This window comes from Hyphomonas sp. FCG-A18 (genome assembly GCF_045287255.1).
Taxonomy (GTDB): Bacteria; Pseudomonadota; Alphaproteobacteria; order Caulobacterales; family Hyphomonadaceae; genus Henriciella.
Genome location: NZ_CP137142.1, coordinates 2,219,708 through 2,240,493 on the forward strand (window position 1 = coordinate 2,219,708; position 20,786 = coordinate 2,240,493).

A 20,786-nucleotide genomic window follows, 5' to 3' on the forward strand; every position below is an offset into this window, starting at 1 on the left:
AGTCCTTACGCCGCAAACCTTTGGCCAAGGTAAACCCGGCGGACATCTTCGCTCGCCAGAACTTCGGCCGGGGCGCCTTCGAACAGGACGCTGCCCTCATAAATGATGGAGGCCCGGTCAACAATTTGCAGGGTCTCACGGACCTGGTGGTCTGTGATCAGAACCCCAAGGCCCCGCTCCTTCAGATAGCCAACCAGATCGGAAATGTCCGAAACCGCCAAAGGGTCAATTCCGGTAAACGGCTCGTCGAGCAGCATGAAAGAGGGTCTGGACGCCAAAGCGCGCGCGATCTCAACCCGGCGGCGCTCACCACCTGACAGGCTGGTTGCCGCCTGATCGCGCAGGTGCGTAATGTGCAACTCTTCCAGAAGCGCATCGACCTGATTGCGGCGTTCAGCCTTATCACGCTCTACCAGTTCAACCACCGCCATGATGTTATCCTGAACACTCATGCCCCGGAAAATGCTGGCCTCTTGCGGGAGGTAACCAACACCGAGGCGCGCGCGTTGATACATTGGCAACGTGGTGACATCAGCGCCATCAATCTGTATCTGACCACCATCAGAGCCAATCAGCCCCATGATCATATAGAAGCAAGTTGTCTTGCCGGCCCCGTTCGGACCCAGCAGGCCAACCACTTCACCGCGCTGTAGAGACAGGGAAACATCATGGACGACCTGACGCTTGCCAAAACTCTTGGCAAGGCCGGATGCAACAAGGCCGGTTTGGGTCTGGTCCATGATCTGCGCTTTTCCCTCAGATATTTCTTTGCAGATAGGTGCTAAGGTAAACGACTTAAAATCACTTTAGGCCGATAGATGCAATTTTATTGACCATTTTCGTCAGCTGGAATGATGACAAGGTTAACCTGCTCACCGTCCTTGCCATCGAGAATCGTCCGACCTTCGGTGAGCTGCATGGTCAAACGCTCGCCTTTGCCGACGTCTTCACCACGGACGAGCACAACATTACCAAACAGCGTGATCGTATCGGTCGTGGCATCATAAACGCCAAGATCGCCAGTCGCCTTCAATTCCGGGGTGATGTAAAAGACGCTGCCCCGGGCTGTCATGGTTTCGATATCCCCGAACCCAGAGCCCAGACCACTGGTCGTCGTGCCGCCATTCTCACCATACTCAAGCGTCACGATATCGGCGCGGAGACGCGCATCGCCTTGGGTGATATCGACATTATCGATCAGGATAACCTTGCTCTCCCGCTCAAGCACCTCTGAGCGATCCGCCATGACCCGGATTGGCCCACCTTCACCGGAGACCTGCGCAAATGCTGACCCGGTTACACACAAAGCCGCTAAACCGGCCAACAGATACGTTTTCATGCTTTGGGGCCCTCTACTCTGTCTCGTTTTCGCCCGTCGTGTCCTCGCGGTCACCCGGGAAAATTGTCATATCCACATTTCCGCGTAACACAACACGGTTCCCCTCATCGAGGATTTCGTATGTGTCCGCACGCACGTCCCCCAGTGGCCCGGACCCATCTAAGGGCTGCACCCCTTCAACCCGTCCATCCTGCACAAAGGCGCGCGCCTCAGTGGTCGTGAACACGTAACCCTCTTCATCCACCAGACGGACATTCTCAAACAGATCAAGAAACTCATCATTCTGGTGATAGGTCCCGGATGGGGCCGTTACTACCGTGCCTTTGTCATCCATCAAACGAGGATTGGTCAGGTCGATAATGCTGCTATCGGCCCGGCGACGACGCGCCGTATCAGCGGTGATCACAAAGGCATCCCCAGCCACATTGCGTCCAGTGAACCGGGCGTTCACCATGGTGACAACCTGATCGCCCTCAAGGCTCTCAATCGTCGTGTTCGCACCATTAAACGTATTGGCGATAATCGGACCGACCATAATGCCAGCGGATATTGCCGCACCGGCAACGAACAACATGCGCAGGAAGCCGACAAACCGCGAGCGCCGCTGGGCCTGATCAAGCGTCATCTGACGCTGAGGCGCCCAGTCTGAAAGGCTGGCAGGTGAAGTCGCGGCGGTCATATGACCATCCTAAGGCAAGTTGAAACGCGCGGAAAGCGCCCGCAACATGACGTTTTAGCTATGTGCGAAAATGTCGGTGTCTTCCCAGCCTTTAATGTCCAGCTCAGCTCGGACAGGCAGGAAATCAAAGCAGGCCTGGGCGAGTTCAACACGCCCCTCACGCTCGAGCATAGCCAGCAGACCTTCGCGGATATGATGCAGGTGCAGAACATCACTAGCCGCATAGTGTAATTGCTGGTCGGTCAGTTCAGCGGCGCCCCAATCAGAGCTTTGCTGCGACTTGTCCATGCTGGCCCCGACAATCTCGCGTGTCACATCCTTCAAGCCATGCCGGTCTGTATAGGTTCGGGCCAGTTTGGAGGCGATCTTGGTGCACCAAACTGGAGCACAGGTGATGCCGAGCCATTTCTGCATCATCGCGACATCAAAGCGCGCGAAGTGGAAGATTTTCAAAACGGCTGGATCGGCCATCAAAGCCTTCAGGTTCGGGCAATCATAATCGCGGTTCAGCTGCACGACATGTGCGCTGCCATCGCCACTGGAAATCTGTACGACACATAGTGCATCACGCACCGGGTTCAGTCCCATTGCCTCGGTGTCGACCGCGATGATCGCGCCAAGGTCAAGGTTGGCGGGCAGATCGCCCTTATGTAATTTGATACCGTTCATGGGCGCGGTCTAGGCGCGCAGAACCCATGTGGCAAGAGCCAGAGGGTTAATGCGGGCTTGTCTTAACCCTCTTCATCATCCTGCTGCGCCCCGGCCCTGGCGGCTTCAGCGCGCTCTGCCAGCGCCTTGCGCACGGCTTCGGTCCGCTCTGGTGGTGCGATGATTTCAGGCGCATCCTGCTGCTGCATGTAAAGCGTACGGCTTGGGAAGGCGAACCCGGTTCCGGACCGTTCAATAATCTCATAGATATTCGTGGCCAGCTCTTCCTTGATGGCCAGCCATTCTCCCCAATTGGTCGTGTGCGTGAAGCAGTAGATCAGGAAGTCAATCGAGCTGTCATTGAAGGAGTTCACCCGCACAAACAATGCTGCCTCAGGCGGACGGGCAAAGCGGGGATCATTCCAGATCAGCGCTTCAATCTCGTCACGGATATAGCGCAGCTGTTCAACTGTCGTGCGATACTCAACCCCGATCACCCATTTAATCCGGCGATGCGTCATGCGGGAGAAATTGGTCAGCGGGTTATCGGACAAAAGGCCGTTGGGAACATAGATTGGGCTTTTGTCGAAACGCCGGATCAGGGTTGATCGGAAGTTGATCTTCTCCACCGTGCCTTCGACAACGCCATCTACCTGAATCCATTCCCCCGGCCCAAAGCGTTTCTCGGTCATAATCAGGATGCCGGAGATCAGGTTCTTAAACAGGTCCTGCGCGCCCAAGCCGATGGCGATGCCGAAGACACCAAGGCTCGCCAGGATCGGCGCAACCGGTATGTTCCAGATGCTGGCAACCGCCAGAAAGCCAAAAATGATCAAGGAGCCTTCAAGAAACTTGACCATCCAATCAACAACCGCAGAGGACAAGTTGTTTCGGAGCCCTGTAAACAGGAACTCAAACGCATGTACTGCACGTGACAGGGTCCAGAAAACAGCGAGCGTGATCACAGACTGAACGGCACGATCAGCATTCTGGGCGACGACGCCTTCAATATCGATAATCTCCAGCGCAAAATAGATCCCGATGATCAGCGGAACCAGCTTTAGCGGTGTCGCAATCGCCTCAACCAGAGCATCATCAAACTGGGTTTTTGTACCCGCAGCCGCGCGGGTAATCCCGCGTACAATGCTGCGTGCAAACAAGCCCCGGATAATCAGAGCAAAAGCAATAATCAGGACGACAGTGCTGATCTCGCCATAGGTCAGCCCAAGGGCCCCCTCATTCCAGATACTGGCCAGATACTCGACAGGTTGCTTTGCCCAATCCGGTAAACGGTCAATCCAGGCAGGTGTTGTGATTGGTTGCAAGGCTGAACTCCCCAACGCGCTCTACAAATCTGCGCGTGCCATAGAACGATCTGCTTTAGAGGGAAAGTACGATTTCATGACACATGATAAGCGGCCTTGGTGAATGATCATATCTCGGATACGCCCTACCTAAATCGCTGCAACTAGTTGGAGATCCGTTTGAGCGCCGAAGACCCTCTCAACCTGATCCGGCGGGCACGCCAATCTGGACGGCATGATATTGCCATCGACACGATTCGCCGTCTGGTTGGCTCTGGTGCCCGGTTCGGGAAAGGCTGGCAGGAAGTTTTAAACCACGCACTTGCGTTGGCTGATGAAGATGGCGCACTTGAAGTTGCTAAGGCCTTGCAGCGCGAACACCCGAATGAACCGCAAATCATGCTGATTCTCGCTGAGCGGTTCTCGCGCGTGGGCCAATCAGATGTCGCCCTGCAACTGGTCGAGCAGCTTAAGCAAACCAGCCCACCCAACCCGGCACTGGATTACTTTCGCAGTGTCTATTCCGGTCATGTCGGGAAACTCGACCAATCAGCGCAAAGCGCGCGTGAGGCCCTAAAGCAGAAACCTGATTTCGGAGATGCCTGGGCCCTGCTGGCTTCTACAGGGCGTCTCAACGCGTCTGATCGCATGGCCCTGGAGCGTTTGGTCAGTACGCCAACCCCTCATGCTCTCCCCGGAGCGGCTTATGCTTTGGGTGCTCTCAATCACCGCGACGGTCAGCATGATCAGGCCTGGGCCGCCTGGACAAAAGCCAATCAGTTTGAGCAGCAAAAGCGCGCCTATGATCGCAAAGCCGATCTGGCCATGATGAAGGATGTGCAGGCCGCATTTGCAAAGCTGGCTGATACTTTACCCACGCCATCCAATTCGCCTGACAGTCCAAGGCCAGTCTTTGTTGTCGGTGCACCGCGATCGGGAACCTCCCTGACCGAACAGATCATTGCCACCGCCCCGAATGTTCGCGCCATGGGTGAGACGATGTTCAGCCGCACAGCAACCTGGTCTCTTGGAAACTTGACGCAGGCCGACATCGAACGCGCGGGCGGCTTTGAAACAGGCAAAATCAACTGGCGGCTGATGGGTATGGTCTATCGCAAACTGGCAGAGGTCCGCGCGCAAGGGGCACCTGTTGTCACCGACAAGGGTGCAATCCTGCATCTTTTTGCAGGCGCCATGGCCTATGCTCTGCCGGATGCGAAAATTGTCTGGGTCCGGCGCAATAAACGCGACATCATGCTCTCGGCTTGGCGGACCTATTTCACCAGCGGAACACGCTGGCGACACAATTTATCAGACGCGGTTGCCTTTCTGACCGCGCATGAAGACATGATGGCCTATTGGCAATCGGTTATGCCCGATCGCGTCCATCATCTCGACTATGAGGCTCTGGTGATCCAGCCACAGGCTGAAACTGATCGCTTAATGGCCTTTTTAGGCTTACCTGCCCCGGACCTCGAGACCACGAGTTTCACGGCTTCAAATGTTCCCACGGCCAGTTTTGCGCAAATCCGTTCGCGGATAACGCCAAAATCGGTTGGCGGCTGGAAAACCTATGAAGCCTTCATGCGCCCAGCGATTGATGATCTGGATTAGACCATACGCTCCTTCGTCGCTGTAAAGCGCAAGTCCGGGTTTTTTTCCTGCGCATAACCGACATCCCAGGCATTCTTGGCAAGATAGACCGGTGCGCCATCGAGATCAGTGCCGCTGGCTGACTTGTTCTTGTCCAGAAAGGCCTCAAGCTTGGCGGCGTCATCGCTGGCGATCCAACGCGCAACATTATACGGCGCGGCCTCAAATACGACATCGAGATTATACTCGGTGACCATCCGCTCAGCCATGACCTCGATTTGCAGGGCACCAACGGCTCCAACGATCATGTCCGACCCGATGGAGGGAACGAAAAGCTGAGTAACCCCTTCCTCTGACAGGCTCTCAAGCGCCTTGCGGAGGTGTTTGGCCTTCATTGGGTCTTTCGGGCGAGCACGGCGCAGGATTTCTGGCGCGAAGTTCGGAATACCAGCAAACTTGATGTCGCCTGCTTCTGACAGACTATCCCCAACCCGCAACTGGCCATGGTTGGGCACGCCGATCACATCGCCTGCATAAGCGGTTTCAGCGATCTCCCGGTCCTGGGCCAGGAACATCATCGGATTGTGAATGTTGAGCTGTTTGCCTTCAGCTGTCTTCAAACGCATCCCGCGCTTGAACTCACCCGAGCAGAGCCGCAGGAAAGCGACGCGGTCCCGATGGTTCGGGTCCATGTTCGCCTGAATTTTGAATACAAAACCGGCAACGCCCTTATCATCCCGCTGCAGCGTGTGCGGGCTGTCTTTCTTCTGACACCCTTGCGGGCGCGGGGCGGGTGCAAATTCTTCCAGTGTTGCCAGCAATTCCCCAACCCCGAAATGGCGGAGCGCTGTGCCAAACACGACCGGGGTCATATGTCCCTCAAGGAAAGCCTGCCTATCAACGGCAGGCAGCATTTCCCGCGCCATTTCGCTGCCCTCTTCCAGCTCTTCCAAAGCGCTGGGATCCACAGCCTCGCGGACATCATCAAGGTTAACCCGCGCGCTGGTGCCCGGCGTCAGCCCCTCATCAGCGGTCTTTTTTGAGTAGTGCAGGAACTCACCCGTGCGCAAATCAATCATGCCGCCAAACCGCTGCCCCGATGCAGCGGGCCAGTAAAGCGGCGCGGTATCGAGCTGCAATTGTTCCTGAATTTGGTCGAGCAATTCCAGCGGATCAAGCGCTTCGCGGTCCATCTTGTTGATGAAGGTGACAATCGGAATATCGCGCAGGCGACAGACCTCGAACAGTTTCAAGGTTTGCGGCTCGATCCCTTTCGCGGCATCCAGAACCATAATGGCGCAATCTGCAGCGGTCAGCGTTCGATAGGTATCCTCAGAGAAGTCTTCGTGGCCCGGTGTATCGAGCAGATTGTAGATATTGCCATTATACTCAAACGTCATAACCGAGGCGCTGACCGAGATACCACGATCGCGCTCAATCTTCATCCAGTCAGAGGTTGTCCGCCGCCGCTCACCACGTGCAGCCACCTCGCCGGCCGCTCGGATCGCACCACCTGCAAGCAGCAGGTTTTCCGTAAGTGTCGTCTTACCCGCATCCGGGTGCGAGATGATCGCGAAGGTACGCCGACGATCGGCTTCTTGGGTAAGCGTAAGGGACATGGGATGACCTGTAAAAACTGCAACGCGCACTTAGGCGATTTCACGCCAGCTTCCAAGCACTGAAACTGTATCAGCTCCCGGCGTGCGCCAAACCTTCGCGTTGATCGTTTGCGGCGCCGCGTTGATAGGTTTCCAAGACAAGCTTGGGCAAATCCTGTAACCGAGGCTCCAGCCCGCCATTGGATTTTGGCTTCAGCATCAGGCTGTTCGCGCCGGTCTTGGCAATGATCAGAGCGGCATAATCCTTGAGCTCTTCAGGGCCCAAAGCCACACTCTTACGCATGGCCTCACAAACCTTGCCACCAACAAACTCTATGGCATCCTGCGCTCGCAAAGTGTGGGGGTCACCGCACCCAATAGACCGCCAACGCTGGCGTAAATGTGCCTCCGGCATATCGAGCTCAACAATGTGGTCATTCAGCAAGAACAACATGGTTTTCCCCTTGGTCATACCCATGTCTCTGATTTGCAGTTAATGACTCGTTACCGAAACAGAGAAACTCTTATGACAGATCCTCAATCGGTTCGGTCAGGAAGTGACGACCATCGCGGTCTTCAATCTCGATAATCCATAGATCGCTATCCCGCTCTTTCGCGCGCGCGACATAGGCATCAACCGCGGCTTCTTCGGGTCCAATGCCCTGCAGGGATAGATCGATGAAAACGCGTTCGCCCTCTATATTGGTCTGGGGGCGGTAAGCGCGCGCTTCCCCATCAAGGCTGGCGACTTTCAGTAGGACATCCCCGCGCGACTCTTCCCCTTTCTGGAGGACAAACACGCCTGCCCCGGCCAATTGTGCGCGGCGAACCAGAGCCTGCGCCCAGAGCGCGGTTGGCAAGCGATCATCAAACATGAAGCCTCCTTCGGCACAGGTTTTGCAAGCTATCAGGCATCGGCGTTAACCCGCCCCTAACCCTAACGGTGACCTCAGATGTTGTCTCTTCCGGTTGCAACCGCAAGCCCTATAGCCTCTCCAAGTCTTATGCTGGGCATATTGGCAGGCTTGCTGTTGACCGGTGCAGTACTGGTTGCCTTTGAAATGCGCGCTGAAGCCCGTGACCGCAAACGCTCGCTTTAGGTGCGCCGCAAAGCAGTTTTCAGATCGCTGATGCGAATAGCCCCAAAGACCAAAGCTGCGATCCCATAAATCGCCGCACCAGCAAAGATAAATGCCGCCACTTCAGCGGCCTTGCCCCATGGCACCATAGCGCTGAACGCTGCCTCATTTATCAGGATATAGAAAAGCCCTGCCCCCATTGCGATGCTTGCCATCGTGACGGAGAATAGCCGCCCGGCAAGGCGCGATCCCGGCGCATACCATCCTCGCTTCTTCAAACCGAAGAAGAGCAAACCCGCATTCATCCACGCGGCAATGCTGGTGGCAATTGCGAGGCCTGGGAAACCTGCCTGCCCTTGTGATTTCAGCCAGAAAAAGAGCCCAGCGCCCAGCACCGTGTTGAGGGCCACAGTAGCCAAGGCAAACCGCATTGGCGTCTTGGTGTCTTCACGCGCGAAATAGCCGGGGGCGAGCACTTTGATCAATACAAAAGCCGGGACGCCCCAACCATAGTGGATTAATGCCAGACCTGTCTGGCTCGCATCAAGCGCAGTGAACGCCCCGCGTGTATAAAGCCCCTCAATCAAATACGCTGGTGCAATCATCAGCGCGATTGCCGCTGGAACAGTGAGCGCCATGGCGAGGCCAATACCCTCATCCATCAGTGTATTGGACTGCCCATTTTCTTCCCCGCGGGCCGCGCGGGCTAAACGTGGCAGAATGGCAACCCCAACAGCGACCCCAACCAATCCCAAGGGCAGTTGATACAGACGATCAGCGTAGAACAGCCAGGACTTTGCCCCCTCCTCAAAACTGGCGAGGAGCTGGCTGACCATGATATTGATCTGAGTGCCACTGGCCGCGATGGTGCCAGGAATCGCAAGCGCGATGACTTTCTTGACCGCCGGGGTCAGCTTCGGCCAGCCAAGTGAGAGCGAAACTTTCTGGCGGGTGACACCATACCAGAGCAATGCAACTTGCGCGATGCCGGCCCCAGTAACAGCCCAAGCGGCATAGGTCGCTGTCTGTGGCGCGCTATCGCCCAGGACAGCCGCCGTAATCAGGAATATGTTGAGCAGCGTTGGCGCGCCAGCAGAAAGCACAAACCGCCCGGCAGAGTTCAGAACCCCTGACAGCAAGGCCGCCAGTGCCATACAGGCAAGATAGGGCATCGTGATCCGCGTAAGCAGGACCGCCAACTGATAGCTCTCGCTCTCTGGCGGATAGCCGCCATGAAAGGCGCGCAGCACCCATGGCATAAACAGCTGAGCCAGAATGATTAGCCCCGCTGTCGCCGCAAACAGGGCGCGCATGGTTTGCCGGGCCACCTCTTCAGCCGCTTCTGGTCCTTCAGCCTCTAATGTTCGCGCATAGGCGGGTACAAAAGCTTGGGCAAAGGCTCCCTCGGCAAAGATCCGGCGAAACAGATTGGGCAGGATCAGCGCAGTAACGAAAGCATCGCCGATCGGACCAGCGCCGACTTTCGCCGCGATCAAAATATCGCGCACAAAGCCCAGAATGCGGCTGCCGAGCGTCAGGCTGGACTGGACCAGCGTGTTCCGAACGAGGCTCATGATCCCTCCTCTCCTATCGGGGTCCGCCCACTTCCCCTTCCCAACCACCCCAAGGGTAGCCTCTGCGGGCGGTTGGGAAGGGGAAGTGGGTGAACAACAAGCCCCTCTTAAAAACTATCCGCCGCTTCTGCTCGCCGGAGTGTCCGCGCCGGCGTAGATGGCGCTTCAAGATCCTGACGACCTAATGCGGCCAAGAGTTGCTCACGAAGGGATGATTTCATGGCCTCGTCAAAGCCTTCGGGCAGTTTGACGTAAAATGCGTCAAACACGCGTTCCCCATAAGACCCGACATGGGCTGACAGAATGGTGACATTGGCTTCGGCCAGAACGGCGCTGACGGCTGCAAGCAAACCCGGTTGATCCCTGCCTGCAAGATCGATCACTGTGCCCTGAGCAGATTCCTCTTCGGAGATCATTACACGTGGTTTGACCAGGAAGGCCGCTGCGCGGGCATTCGGCCGCGTCTTTACGATCTTCAAAGGTTTGTCGCCTGTGAGCGCCTCAGCAACAGCTTTCTCTAAGCGCTGCAAACGCGATGGGTCACCATTCGCAAAGGGGTGCCCATCTTCATCCTGAAGCAGGAAGACATCGACAATACGACCGGATTGAGCGGTAAAGACCTGCGCCGAAATAATGCTTGCCCCCTGCCCATCGATTGCAGAAGCCAAGCGTGCAAACAGACCGGGACGATCCTGTCCTGTAACAAAAACTTCTGTGCCCCCGGCCCCGCTATGAACTTGCGCCTTAACCAGCGAATCCGGATTACCAGACAGCATTTGCGCATGCGTAATTAGCGTTTCGAGATCAAAGCCCGTCCAATAAGCCTCGTCCATTTCTGTCAGGATGGCCGGGATCGTACCCAGCTTATCAAGGACAGCTTCGCGATGCGATTCGGCGCGCGCCTGCAATTCTGCTGCAACGCTCGCCTCGTCCGTCCGGCCACCGCGTAGCGCCGCCTCTGTGTTATGGTAGAGATCGGCCAATAGCTGATCCTTCCAGCCATTCCAGATGTTTGGCCCAACGGCGCGAATGTCGGCAACAGTCAGAATATAAAGCAGCCGCAAATGCTCTATATCGCCAACCAGTTCAGCAAATTTCACAATCGTACGAGGGTCGGAAATATCACGCTTTTGAGCCGTCTCACTCATCTCCAAATGATTACCGACCAGCCATGCCGTCAGCTCTGTCTCAGCCGCGCCAAGACCAAGGCGCTCACACGCCGCCCGGGCAGTTTTCATACCTTCAATCTGCTGATCGCCGAGGCCCTTTCCGGTATCGTGCAATAGCATGGCCAAGTATAAGGCCCGGCGATTTTCAATCCCGTCAAACAGGCGGTTAGCCAAGCCAAAGCCTTCCTCGCCCCGGTCCATGGAGGCCATATGATCAACCGCGCGGATCGTATGCTCATCAACAGTATAGTGATGATACATGTTGAACTGGGTCTGCGCGACAATACCGCCAAACTCGGGCAGGAAGCGTCCAAGCACGCCAGCTTCATTCATGCGATCAAGGGCCAATCCCGGGTTATGCCCTTCCAGCAAGATGGCCAGAAACGTATCAATAAGATCCTGATCGGTGCGCGTGACACTATTGATCAGACGCACATTACGCGTCGCCATTGCCATGGCATCGGGATGAATATCCAACTCTTCCTGATCAGCGACCTGAAACAATCTCATCAAGCCGCACGGCTTGGATAGAAATGCTTCCTCATCGGCAATAGAAATCCGACCAGCCTCAACCTGGAACATGCCATCGTCGAGCACTTTCGGACCGCTGCCGGGGAGAAAACGACGCCATCCCTCTGGCTTCTTTTGCTGCTGAGCCTCAAGCTTTGCTGCGAGGATACGGGTCAGTCCCCCGACATCCTTGGCCGCAATGAAGTAGCGCTTCATGAAGCGCTCAACCCCAAGCTGCTCACCACGATCGCGATAGCCAAGCCGCGCGGCGATTTCCGGCTGTAAGTCAAAGCTCAACCGCTCTTCAGCTCGGCCTGTGAGGTAGTGGAGGTGGCAGCGAACCGTCCACAAGAAGCGGGCTGCCCGAACGAAGACATGATACTCATGATCGGTGAAGACATTTGTCTTCATCACATCCTCAAGGGTCGTGGTCTCCTCTGGATGCATGTGCTTGACGATCCAGTAGAGCGTTTGCAGATCGCGCAGACCGCCTTTGCCCTCTTTCACATTTGGCTCGACCACAAAACGGGCATTGCCCTGCCGAATGTGCCGATTGTTTCGCTCTTCCAGCTTATCGGCTATGAACTGGGCATCCAGACCATGCACAACCTGCGTGTTAAATAGCGCTGCTGTTTCATTCGCGAGCGCTTCGTCGCCAAACAACAAGCGAGCATCGAGCAAGCTGGTCTTGATCGTCACATCTTCCTTGGCAAGCTTGACGCATTCTTGCGGTGTCCGAAACGCGTGCCCAACTTTTAGCCCCATGTCCCACATCATGTAGAGCATGTACTCGATAACGCTTTCAGCGTGCGCGCTTGCCTTGTAAGGGCGTACGAACAGCAAATCGATATCCGAGCTCGGCGCGAGGACAGAGCGCCCATAGCCACCCGTCGCATAGACGGCGAGGCGCTCCCCTTCGGTTGGATTGCGCGCTCGAAAGACATGCGTGGTCGTATAATCGTAGAGGGCGTGCAGCACCTCATCCATGACGGCCGCCAGGAGCCGGGCGGTGTCTAGACCATCAGCCCCCTGCTGCAATCGCTCTTGAGCAATCATCCGCCCACGAAACATCGCTGAATGCAGCTGATCGAGCACGGTCTTGCGCGCATCACTGTGCTCGCCGCCATACATCTGTGCTGCGGTTGTCAGTTTCACGCGCAGCGCGCGGCCATCAATGATACTCGCAATGCGCCACGGACCGGGCTTTCGCCGTGCAGGAATTTTTTTATCAACAAGGGCGGGTTCGAGCTGAGCCATATGTCTTTCATAGCGTTATTCCCATGAGTTTGGCTAGCGATCTTGCCGCGGCGCAGCATTTCCGGCACATGGGGGGTATGGCAGATACAGTATACACTCCAGACGCGCTTGCGCAGTCCATGATCGACATGGGAAACCATGCGCGCAAAGCCTCCGCGACGCTCGCCAAAGCTGGTGAGGCCGGGCGCACGAACGCCATCCGCGCAATGGCACAGGCGCTTGAAGCGGCTGAAGCCGATATTCTCGCGGCAAATGAGCGGGATTTACAGGGCGGCAAGGAAAAAGGCCTCGCCCCGGCCATGATGGATCGACTGGCCCTGACACCAGAGCGCCTGTCCGGTATTGCTGATGCGCTGCGGCAGGTCGCGGACCTGCCTGACCCTGTCGGTAGCGAAATCGCCCGGTGGACGGTGCCTTCCGGCCTAGACATTGCGCGTGTACGCACCCCGCTCGGCGTGATCGGGATCATCTACGAAGCCCGCCCGAATGTGACGGCTGACGCTGCTGCACTGTGCATTCGCTCTGGCAATGCTGCGATCCTGCGTGCCGGGAGTGAAAGCCTGAACTCTGCGATCGCGATTGCCGATGCCCTGCGGACAGGCCTGAAGAATGCTGGCCTGCCTGCTGATGCTGTACAGCTCGTTCCGACAAAGGATCGCGCCGCTGTTGGTCACATGCTAACCGGTCTGGATGGCCAGCTAGATGTCATTGTACCGCGCGGCGGAAAAAGCCTCGTTGAGCGGGTTCAGAAAGAAGCGCGCGTCCCCGTCATTGGCCACCTTGAGGGCCTCTGCCATATCTATGTCGATGCGGCGGCTGACCCGCAAAAGGCCGTGGATATTACGGTCAACGCTAAAATGCGCCGGACCGGAATTTGCGGGGCTGCGGAAACCCTTCTGATCGACAAAGCCGTCGCTACAGATTTGCTGCCCGTTATTGCCAGCGCCTTGATCGATGCGGGGTGTTCACTGAAAGGCGATGCCGCCGCACAAGCGCTTGTAGCAACAATGGAAACCGCGAGCGAAGAAGACTGGCGCACCGAATACCTTGCTCCGGTCATTTCCGTGCGCGTGGTGGACGGCCCGCAGGGCGCGATTGAGCATATCAGCCAATATGGCACCGGGCACACTGAATGCATCATTACGGAAAACGCTGAAACCGCTGAACGTTTCCTATCTGACATTGATGCCGGGATCGTTATGCATAACGCCTCAACCCAATTTGCTGATGGTGGTGAGTTTGGCATGGGCGCAGAGATTGGCATTGCCACCGGGCGTATCCATGCACGTGGCCCTGTCGGGGCGGAGCAGCTGACAATCTTCAAATATGTCGTACGCGGTACGGGCCAGACCCGGCCTTAACTTACAAGTCCGGAAACTCGACATGTCCCGTTTACGCGTCGCCCAGCATTTGCCTCCCGCCAGTACGCGGGCACGCATCGGTCTCTTCGGTGGCAGCTTTAACCCACCGCACGATGGGCATATGCATGTCGCTGAAACCGCATTGAAGCGGCTGGCCCTTGATCAGGTCTGGTGGATCCCGGCCCGCGGCAATCCGCTAAAGGAAGCCCCAGCAGCCTTTCAGGGGCGTCTTGGCGCTGTACAAATCATGACCCGCAATCATCGCGGGATGCGCGTTAGTGACATTGAGGCACATGCCCATCTGACCTACACGATCGACACGGTCCGCCTGTTCCGTGCGCATAGCCCCGGCGCACAATTCGTGTGGATCATGGGCTCGGACAGCTTGATGAATTTCCATCACTGGAAAGATTGGCACACACTGGCCCGCACCATCCCGATTGCCGTGATTGCTCGCCCTGGTGCCACACTGGCCGCAAGATCAAGCCATTTTGCGAAAGTCTTCAAAGAGGCGCGGCGCCCCCGACGCATGTCAGCTATGCTTGCAGAGCAGAAATCCCCCGCATGGATTTACTTGACCGCACCGCTTAATCCAGCGAGTTCGACCGCGATCAGACAAGGACGATCACGATGAGCAAGCGTCTTCACATTTTCACGACCGGCGGCACGATTGATAAAGTGTATTTTGACGCTCTATCGGAGTTCAAGATTGGTGAGCCAGCCATGGATGCCATCCTGCGTGAGGCAAATGTCGGTTTCACCTATGACCTGACCTCGCTGATGAAGAAGGACAGCCTTGAGCTGACAGATGCAGATCGAGAAGCCATTCGCGCGGCCGTGAATGCGAGTGATGCCAAGCATATCCTGATCACCCATGGCACTGACACAATGGCCAAAACCGCTGAAGTGCTCAAAGACATATCTGACAAGACCATTGTCCTGACCGGGGCCATGCAGCCCGCGCGCCTTCGTTCAACCGATGCGATCTTCAATGTTGGTTTTGCCCTTTCCGCAGCCCAGCTCTGCGCGCCCGGTGTCTATATCGCCATGAATGGCCGCGTGTTTGAGGCAGGCGCTGTTCGCAAGGATCGCGAAGCCGGAAAATTCGTCGCAGACTGATCGCGCTCGCGCAATAAAGCCGCAGGCAGCGCATCTTGGCACATCGTGGACATGGCTTACCTCTGTGTGTGAGGATGGCCCAAGTATGAGCGATACGCATGATCCGGAACGCAACCGCCTGTCGGCTCGGCTAGGCCGGACCGTCAAAGTCGGCACTAATCTTTCCGGCGCTGGTCTGACCTTTGCGGCCAATTCCCTGTTTGGCGGCGATAAAGGCGATGAGCGAATTGCCAAGGCATTGGCCGCTGCGCTTGGTAAATCCAAAGGGCCGCTGATGAAAGTCGCGCAAATGGTTTCAACCATTCCCGACTTCCTGCCTCCGGAATATGCTGAGCAGCTCAGTCATCTACAGGCGCAAGCCCCTGCCATGGGCTGGCCCTTCGTGCGTCGACGCATGCGCGCAGAACTCGGCGCAGATTGGCAAAGCAGGTTTACCGAGTTTGGTAAGGAAGCCGCTCATGCTGCCTCACTCGGACAAGTCCATCGCGCAACCCTGCCCGATGGCCGCGCGGTCGCCTGTAAGCTGCAATACCCGGACATGGCGAGCGCGGTTGAAAGCGATGTTGGCCAACTCAAAACCCTGCTTGGCCTGTTCAAGCGTCTTGATGGCAGTATCGACCCGACCGAAATGATTGGCGAGATCACTGACCGTCTGCGTGAAGAACTCGATTACCAGCGCGAAGCCAAACATATGGCGCTCTATGGGCAACTGCTTGCCCATGAGCCTTATGTCACTGTTCCTGAGCCCATCGCTGACCTCTCAACCGATCGCCTGCTGACCATGAGCTGGGTGGAAGGTGAAGGCCTCTCCGCCTATGAAGACGCCCCGCAGGAGGTCCGCAACACAATTGCCCGCAATCTGTTCTGGACCTGGTGGAAACCATTCACGGGCTATGCCGTGATCCATGGCGATCCGCATCTCGGGAATTATCAGGTCACCCAAGGTGGTGAGAGCCTCAACTTGCTTGATTTTGGCTGCATCCGCATTTTCCCGGCAAATTTCGTGGCTGGCGTTGTCGATCTCTATCGCGCGGTTCGCGATGATGACTTTGATGCGACCTACGCCGCCTATGAGAAATGGGGGTTTGAAAACCTGACCCCGGAATTGGTCGAAGTGCTCAATGTCTGGGCGCGCTTTATCTACGGCCCGATGCATGATGACCGGGTGCGCAGTGTCGCTGATGGCGTGAAACCGGGCGAATATGGTCGCAAGGAAGCGTTTGAAGTCCGCCGCCTCCTGAAAGAACGTGGCCCGGTGAAAATACCGCGCGAGTTCGTCTTCATGGACCGCGCCGCTATCGGTCTTGGCGCGGCCTATCTACGCCTCGGAGCTAAGCTGAATTTCCACCGCCTGTTCGAAGACAGCCTTGAAGGTTTTGACGAAATGGCGCTGGCAGCAAGGCAAGCGGAAGCGCTGAATCGCGCGGGCTTAGTGTTGCAAGCTTAGGGTCGGGCTCTAGGCAGCGCCTTTGGTGCAGGCACCGCTTCCAAAGTCTTCCTCAACCTCGTCGATCATGCGTCCTACCAGACCCACACCATCCATCAAATCACGGGCGGTCTTGTCATCCGGGTTGACCATGGCCGGTCGCATCAACTCAATCGCGATATCTTCAACCGGGCGCCCGGTTTCGGTCGCACGCGTCGCCACCGTATCCAGCGTCAAGGCAACTTTGGCTTGTGTTGCTTCATCCAGCATCTCTATTCGAGCCAGCATGCAGTCACAAAAACTCGCCGGATCACCGCCCATACCGGCAATGTTCTCCTGCCCCTCTTCATCCTCGGCAATTACCGTACAATCCGCCCGCAGCTCAGCTTTGGGATCACTGCCTGCGCAGGCACCGAGGACTATCACGGCCGCTGCAATTGTAATTGTTCGCTTCATTTCACTCTCCCTCTCCACAGTCATTCACAGCACAAAAAAGGCGCACCTGTCGAGGTGCGCCTTTCCAAGCAGTATATGTATGAGCCAACAGCTTTAGGCTTCCTCGCCCATCAGCACCGGCGGACCTCTGCGCTGATCGAACATCGACCAGACCCCATCATCGCCGTGCCAGTTGCCCATGGTTGCGCCCTTGGAATATTCAGTGGCGCGGGCCTCAAAGAAGTTGGCGTGCTCAACGCCATTCAGGATTTCGGTCAGCCATGGCAGAGGATGCTTCTCGATCCCATAGATCGGATCCAGCTTGAGCTGACCCATCCGCCAGTCAGCGATATACCGGATATAGTCTTTGATGTCCTGTGGGGTCATGCCCTCAACTTCACCAGCCTCGAAGGCGAGATCGATGAATTTGTCTTCCAGCTTCACAACGGTTTCACAGCACTCGCGAATGCGGTTCTTGACCTTCGGCGTCAAAGCCCCTGTTTCCTCAGCGAACGTGTGGAACAATTTCATCATACCCTCACAATGCAGCGACTCATCGCGAATTGACCAGGTCACGATCTGCCCCATGCCCTTCATCTTGTTGAAGCGCGGGAAGTTCATCAACATCGCGAATGAGGCAAAGAGTTGTAGCCCCTCAGTGAAGCCACCAAACACGGCCATAGAGGTCAGAATATCCTCTTCGGTATCGGTGCCGAACTGGCCAAGGTAATCATGCTTGGCCGCCATTTCCTCATACTCCATGAAAGCGGAGAATTCGGAGTCCGGCATACCGATCGTCTCAAGCAGGAGCGCGTAAGCTGCAATGTGAACGGTTTCCATGTTTGAGAAAGCCGCCAACATCATGCGCACTTCAACCGGCTTAAACAGCGGCATATAGTGTTCCATATAGTTCGCGCCGACCTCGACATCAGACTGTGTGAAGAACCGGAAAATCTGCGTCAGCAGGTTACGCTCCTTGTCGGTTAGCTTGTTGACCCAGTCCTTACAGTCCTCGCCCAGTGGCACTTCCTCAGGCAGCCAGTGAACCTGCTGTTGCAGTTTCCAATAGTCATACGCCCACGGATACTTGAACGGTTTGTACGACAAACTCGGCGCCAATAATCCGGAAACAGGTTTAATATCGTCAGCCATTGAACAACCCCTTCAAGCTTTCTGAGAACACAACATATAGTGCCTCATTCGCCCCGCAGACGCAAGATGTATCCTGCCGCATGTGACATGTTTCCATAAAGCATCCACAGGAAAGGTTTTGTTAACCAATCAGGCTGGCCGACTCAGCGCGCAATAGAGATAGAAACAGCGCCAAACCGCTGTGGTCCGGCCTGCGCCACAAACTCCTCGGTGCGATGCACATAGGTGAACGCGATCTGCACATCATTATAGTGCATCGCAATGCCCATTTGGGCATCAGCGACAAAATCCCGTCGATCTTCAACACGTGGCCCATCACGCCAGAGGTTGCCATCAAGGAACATGTCACGGGCAACCGCGCGCGCTTCCAGACCCGCAAAGACATATCCCCCAATGGCACTTTCAGGATCAAACACGCCTGCACCGGCCAAAGCAGGGCGAATACGCGGTGGTCCGAAATCAGCGCCGAGATCCCAGCCAATCCGAGCCAATCCGCCGATGGCTGCATAGGTCCGCACATTACCGAGCGTTGCACCGCCATGCAGCGCGTAATCCGTTTCCAGGCCGAAAGCGAGATCTCGGCCTTCAAACTGGCGCATGCGCTGGGCGATGACCTCAATGCCCGGCTCATCTTTGAGCTGGCTATCCCACCCTTGGGGTTCGGTGATGCGGATAATGTCATGCCAGTTCTCTTGCACAAACCGACCCGCGGCTGATGGCCCGACCACGCCCAGATTGACCTGCAAAACATCCTGCACCATCTGCCGCTCACTCAACGGGGTTGTCGCGACCGCTGTTGCTGAAAAGTATAGCCATCCGGCATAAGGGCGATCATTTGGGTCCGGTTCCGGGGTCTCAATATTTTCAGGCGTGAAAATCGCATGTGAGAGCGCAAAGCCTTGCCTGAGCTCTGTCCGCTCAAGATCAAGCAGTGGAATACGCGCCGCCACCCAGGCCAACCCTGGCGTCACTCTGTTGGCCGGGGTCACACGTTCTATCCGCAATCCGTTAGAGTAATTGCGATCGGTCCCGCCGAACAGGTCATTCTCTGAGGTAAGCGACCAAACGCCTTTTTCTGCCTCAAGGTCAGCTTGCGCAGGGACAGTCACCGTCGCTGTTTCCTGCGCAGCGCAAGAAAAAAGGGCCGCGCCACACGCAGCCCCTGTTATCACGATAAGTGTTCCTCTAACGCCTGAGCGTAAAGCTGACACCGGCAAAATCCTCTGTCTCGCTCGCGCCCATATTCTGTTCGCGATATTCCACTTCGCGGCGGATATAACTGAAAGACAGCTGACCACCACCCCGTTGCAGAGAAATTCCGGCCTGCATATCCCCAACTGTGACCTTGTCGCGAAGGGCCATATCATTCATGGACATGCCAATTGCACCCGTTGCTGCATCTGGCTCCCAAACCAGGGCTTCGCCATCGGCACCCGCAAAGAGATACCAGCTGCTCTTGGCATCACCTTCACCACGTTTGTCAAAATCCTGACCAATCCGAACCTCACCGCCAACACGACGGGTTGAGAAAGCGCCATCTCGGGTCATGCTGAACCGCGGTGCAATCCCAACATCAAGACCAAGACCGGTTTGCGCAGACGGTGCTGAAACAGCAATTTCACCCTGAAAAGCACGTTGATCGCGCGGGGCCTCAAGCAATTGCTCCTGTACGCGATCGGCCGCAAAACTTGTGAGAGCCTTACTCGATCCGGCAGGCACTGGACCAAATGTGACAAGGCCCGGCGCAAACGCACTTTGCGTTCCTGCCTGATCCAGTCTTTCCAGACCAGTATGATGGTCAGACTGCGTCCAGACATTTGTCGCATTCAATGACAGTGTTGGCACTTCAGTCGCATTTGTCAGGGGAAAATCCTGACGAACCTCATAAACCTGCACCGGAGGGCTGACCACTTCCATGGGGCCTGTTTGCACACAGCCCTGACAGGCCAATGTCAGCAAAGATGTCGTTACCAAAGCAACCATACGTCTCAAGCCTCTCATTACGGTAGCTCCCTATCCTCCCGAGTAAGCTTACCGTAGACTGTTACCGTAACATAAACGTGATACGGCATCGAATCCTTGTTTTATGGCTTTAAGTTAATGCACAAACGAGGCCATTTTGGGGTCAGAACCCGTCATATTTACGCATTAGCCCGTACTTTTGCTCCTAGGATCAGGTTAACAAGAACAAGTATTTTTTTCATTTTTGGCTTTATTTTACCCGGAAAAATTAGATTTCGGTGCCGTAAGCTGACGTGAAAAGCCAAAACAACGAGCAGAAAGAGCGCCAAAATCGCTATTCTTGTTCTGGAATATAGACCTCGCCATCCAGGTCATCGAGCTTTGTTTGGAGATGCGCGCGAACATCTTGTACGGCCTGATTGTAGGCTATTGGGGCAAGGTGTTCTAAATAGGCATCGATCAGGCGATCAGCCCGAAAGCTGGAAAGTGTCTCGTCAAATTCAGTCGTATAAATACGTTGAAGGGACGCCACCATGGCGTCCCTTCTGTCTTTTGAAAGCTCAATCTTCTTCATGATCGGG

The 20,786-nt window shown here is 56.1% G+C and carries 20 protein-coding genes; 5 read left to right on the forward strand and 15 right to left on the reverse strand.

Annotation, left to right across the window (positions count from 1 at the left end):
* Window positions 1–5: 5 nt before the first annotated feature.
* From lptB to RYZ27_RS11090, 5 genes are all read right to left on the reverse strand, one after another.
* Entirely contained in the window at window positions 6–740 is a 735-nt protein-coding gene (gene lptB / locus RYZ27_RS11070; protein WP_406679572.1) for an LPS export ABC transporter ATP-binding protein, read from the reverse strand.
* Between the two features lie 86 nt (window positions 741–826).
* Complete coding sequence (locus RYZ27_RS11075) at window positions 827–1,339, reverse strand: LptA/OstA family protein (protein WP_406679573.1); 513 nt, start codon at window positions 1,337–1,339, stop codon at window positions 827–829.
* A gap of 13 nt (window positions 1,340–1,352) precedes the next feature.
* Window positions 1,353–2,018 carry an LPS export ABC transporter periplasmic protein LptC gene (gene lptC / locus RYZ27_RS11080; RefSeq protein WP_406679574.1) on the reverse strand — a complete coding sequence of 222 codons (666 nt, stop codon included), beginning with the start codon at window positions 2,016–2,018 and terminating at the stop codon, window positions 1,353–1,355.
* A gap of 54 nt (window positions 2,019–2,072) precedes the next feature.
* Window positions 2,073–2,687, reverse strand: a complete 615-nt coding sequence (locus RYZ27_RS11085) for a ribonuclease D (RefSeq protein WP_406679575.1) — start codon at window positions 2,685–2,687, stop codon at window positions 2,073–2,075.
* 62 nt (window positions 2,688–2,749) lie between these two features.
* Complete coding sequence (locus tag RYZ27_RS11090) at window positions 2,750–3,991, reverse strand: mechanosensitive ion channel family protein (protein WP_406679576.1); 1,242 nt, start codon at window positions 3,989–3,991, stop codon at window positions 2,750–2,752.
* 159 nt (window positions 3,992–4,150) lie between these two features.
* Between RYZ27_RS11090 and RYZ27_RS11095 the strand changes: the two genes are divergently transcribed.
* Complete coding sequence (locus RYZ27_RS11095) at window positions 4,151–5,584, forward strand: tetratricopeptide repeat-containing sulfotransferase family protein (RefSeq protein WP_406679577.1); 1,434 nt, start codon at window positions 4,151–4,153, stop codon at window positions 5,582–5,584.
* Here RYZ27_RS11095 and RYZ27_RS11100 read toward each other — a convergent pair.
* From RYZ27_RS11100 to RYZ27_RS11120, 5 genes are all read right to left on the reverse strand, one after another.
* A complete protein-coding gene (locus RYZ27_RS11100; protein WP_406679578.1) occupies window positions 5,581–7,182 on the reverse strand; it encodes a peptide chain release factor 3 in 1,602 nt (533 codons plus the stop codon). The two genes, RYZ27_RS11095 and RYZ27_RS11100, sit on opposite strands and share 4 nt — an antisense overlap.
* A 70-nt stretch (window positions 7,183–7,252) precedes the next feature.
* A complete protein-coding gene (locus RYZ27_RS11105; RefSeq protein ID WP_406679579.1) occupies window positions 7,253–7,639 on the reverse strand; it encodes a hypothetical protein in 387 nt (128 codons plus the stop codon).
* 46 nt (window positions 7,640–7,685) lie between these two features.
* Window positions 7,686–8,036, reverse strand: coding sequence for a DUF1491 family protein (locus tag RYZ27_RS11110; RefSeq protein WP_406679580.1), 351 nt, complete (start codon window positions 8,034–8,036; stop codon window positions 7,686–7,688).
* 221 nt (window positions 8,037–8,257) lie between these two features.
* The gene (gene murJ, locus RYZ27_RS11115) at window positions 8,258–9,814 is read right to left on the reverse strand and encodes a murein biosynthesis integral membrane protein MurJ (RefSeq protein ID WP_406679581.1); all 1,557 of its coding nucleotides are present in this window, start codon (window positions 9,812–9,814) and stop codon (window positions 8,258–8,260) included.
* 107 nt (window positions 9,815–9,921) lie between these two features.
* Complete coding sequence (locus RYZ27_RS11120; protein ID WP_406679582.1) at window positions 9,922–12,750, reverse strand: [protein-PII] uridylyltransferase; 2,829 nt, start codon at window positions 12,748–12,750, stop codon at window positions 9,922–9,924.
* Between the two features lie 77 nt (window positions 12,751–12,827).
* Between RYZ27_RS11120 and RYZ27_RS11125 the strand changes: the two genes are divergently transcribed.
* From RYZ27_RS11125 to RYZ27_RS11140, 4 genes are all read left to right on the forward strand, one after another.
* Complete coding sequence (locus RYZ27_RS11125; protein WP_406681781.1) at window positions 12,828–14,111, forward strand: glutamate-5-semialdehyde dehydrogenase; 1,284 nt, start codon at window positions 12,828–12,830, stop codon at window positions 14,109–14,111.
* A 22-nt stretch (window positions 14,112–14,133) separates the two neighbouring features.
* Complete coding sequence (nadD, locus tag RYZ27_RS11130; RefSeq protein WP_406679583.1) at window positions 14,134–14,745, forward strand: nicotinate (nicotinamide) nucleotide adenylyltransferase; 612 nt, start codon at window positions 14,134–14,136, stop codon at window positions 14,743–14,745.
* The gene (locus RYZ27_RS11135; protein ID WP_406679584.1) at window positions 14,742–15,230 is read left to right on the forward strand and encodes an asparaginase domain-containing protein; all 489 of its coding nucleotides are present in this window, start codon (window positions 14,742–14,744) and stop codon (window positions 15,228–15,230) included. The genes nadD and RYZ27_RS11135 overlap by 4 nt, the downstream gene beginning before the upstream one ends.
* Before the next feature lie 85 nt (window positions 15,231–15,315).
* Complete coding sequence (locus RYZ27_RS11140) at window positions 15,316–16,677, forward strand: ABC1 kinase family protein (protein ID WP_406679585.1); 1,362 nt, start codon at window positions 15,316–15,318, stop codon at window positions 16,675–16,677.
* A gap of 9 nt (window positions 16,678–16,686) precedes the next feature.
* Here the strand turns inward: RYZ27_RS11140 and RYZ27_RS11145 are convergent, their stop codons facing one another.
* The 5 genes from RYZ27_RS11145 to RYZ27_RS11165 form a co-directional block, all read right to left on the reverse strand.
* Entirely contained in the window at window positions 16,687–17,112 is a 426-nt protein-coding gene (locus RYZ27_RS11145) for a hypothetical protein (RefSeq protein WP_406679586.1), read from the reverse strand.
* Window positions 17,113–17,205: 93 nt separating this feature from the next.
* Window positions 17,206–18,243, reverse strand: coding sequence for a ribonucleotide-diphosphate reductase subunit beta (locus tag RYZ27_RS11150; protein ID WP_406679587.1), 1,038 nt, complete (start codon window positions 18,241–18,243; stop codon window positions 17,206–17,208).
* Window positions 18,244–18,386: 143 nt separating this feature from the next.
* On the reverse strand, window positions 18,387–19,352 hold the full coding sequence (locus RYZ27_RS11155; protein ID WP_406679588.1) for a lipid A deacylase LpxR family protein: 966 nt from the start codon (window positions 19,350–19,352) through the stop codon (window positions 18,387–18,389).
* 76 nt (window positions 19,353–19,428) lie between these two features.
* A complete protein-coding gene (locus RYZ27_RS11160) occupies window positions 19,429–20,244 on the reverse strand; it encodes a lipid A-modifier LpxR family protein (protein WP_406679589.1) in 816 nt (271 codons plus the stop codon).
* A 295-nt stretch (window positions 20,245–20,539) separates the two neighbouring features.
* Window positions 20,540–20,779 carry a DUF2164 domain-containing protein gene (locus RYZ27_RS11165; protein WP_406679590.1) on the reverse strand — a complete coding sequence of 80 codons (240 nt, stop codon included), beginning with the start codon at window positions 20,777–20,779 and terminating at the stop codon, window positions 20,540–20,542.
* Between the last annotated feature and the right edge of the window lie 7 nt (window positions 20,780–20,786).

Excerpts from the sequence above, each read along its gene's own strand:
- RYZ27_RS11125 (WP_406681781.1), top strand. The coding sequence starts at position 12,828 with ATGGCAGATACAGTATACACTCCAGACGCGCTTGCGCAGTCCATGATC.
- nadD (WP_406679583.1), top strand. The coding sequence starts at position 14,134 with ATGTCCCGTTTACGCGTCGCCCAGCATTTGCCTCCCGCCAGTACGCGG.
- RYZ27_RS11100 (WP_406679578.1), bottom strand. The coding sequence starts at position 7,182 with ATGTCCCTTACGCTTACCCAAGAAGCCGATCGTCGGCGTACCTTCGCG.
- RYZ27_RS11110 (WP_406679580.1), bottom strand. The coding sequence starts at position 8,036 with ATGTTTGATGATCGCTTGCCAACCGCGCTCTGGGCGCAGGCTCTGGTT.
- RYZ27_RS11085 (WP_406679575.1), bottom strand. The coding sequence starts at position 2,687 with ATGAACGGTATCAAATTACATAAGGGCGATCTGCCCGCCAACCTTGAC.
- RYZ27_RS11145 (WP_406679586.1), bottom strand. The coding sequence starts at position 17,112 with ATGAAGCGAACAATTACAATTGCAGCGGCCGTGATAGTCCTCGGTGCC.
- RYZ27_RS11120 (WP_406679582.1), bottom strand. The coding sequence starts at position 12,750 with ATGGCTCAGCTCGAACCCGCCCTTGTTGATAAAAAAATTCCTGCACGG.
- RYZ27_RS11140 (WP_406679585.1), top strand. The coding sequence starts at position 15,316 with ATGAGCGATACGCATGATCCGGAACGCAACCGCCTGTCGGCTCGGCTA.
- RYZ27_RS11135 (WP_406679584.1), top strand. The coding sequence starts at position 14,742 with ATGAGCAAGCGTCTTCACATTTTCACGACCGGCGGCACGATTGATAAA.
- RYZ27_RS11160 (WP_406679589.1), bottom strand. The coding sequence starts at position 20,244 with ATGAGAGGCTTGAGACGTATGGTTGCTTTGGTAACGACATCTTTGCTG.
- RYZ27_RS11105 (WP_406679579.1), bottom strand. The coding sequence starts at position 7,639 with ATGGGTATGACCAAGGGGAAAACCATGTTGTTCTTGCTGAATGACCAC.
- RYZ27_RS11165 (WP_406679590.1), bottom strand. The coding sequence starts at position 20,779 with ATGAAGAAGATTGAGCTTTCAAAAGACAGAAGGGACGCCATGGTGGCG.
- lptB (WP_406679572.1), bottom strand. The coding sequence starts at position 740 with ATGGACCAGACCCAAACCGGCCTTGTTGCATCCGGCCTTGCCAAGAGT.
- murJ (WP_406679581.1), bottom strand. The coding sequence starts at position 9,814 with ATGAGCCTCGTTCGGAACACGCTGGTCCAGTCCAGCCTGACGCTCGGC.
- RYZ27_RS11150 (WP_406679587.1), bottom strand. The coding sequence starts at position 18,243 with ATGGCTGACGATATTAAACCTGTTTCCGGATTATTGGCGCCGAGTTTG.
- RYZ27_RS11075 (WP_406679573.1), bottom strand. The coding sequence starts at position 1,339 with ATGAAAACGTATCTGTTGGCCGGTTTAGCGGCTTTGTGTGTAACCGGG.
- lptC (WP_406679574.1), bottom strand. The coding sequence starts at position 2,018 with ATGACCGCCGCGACTTCACCTGCCAGCCTTTCAGACTGGGCGCCTCAG.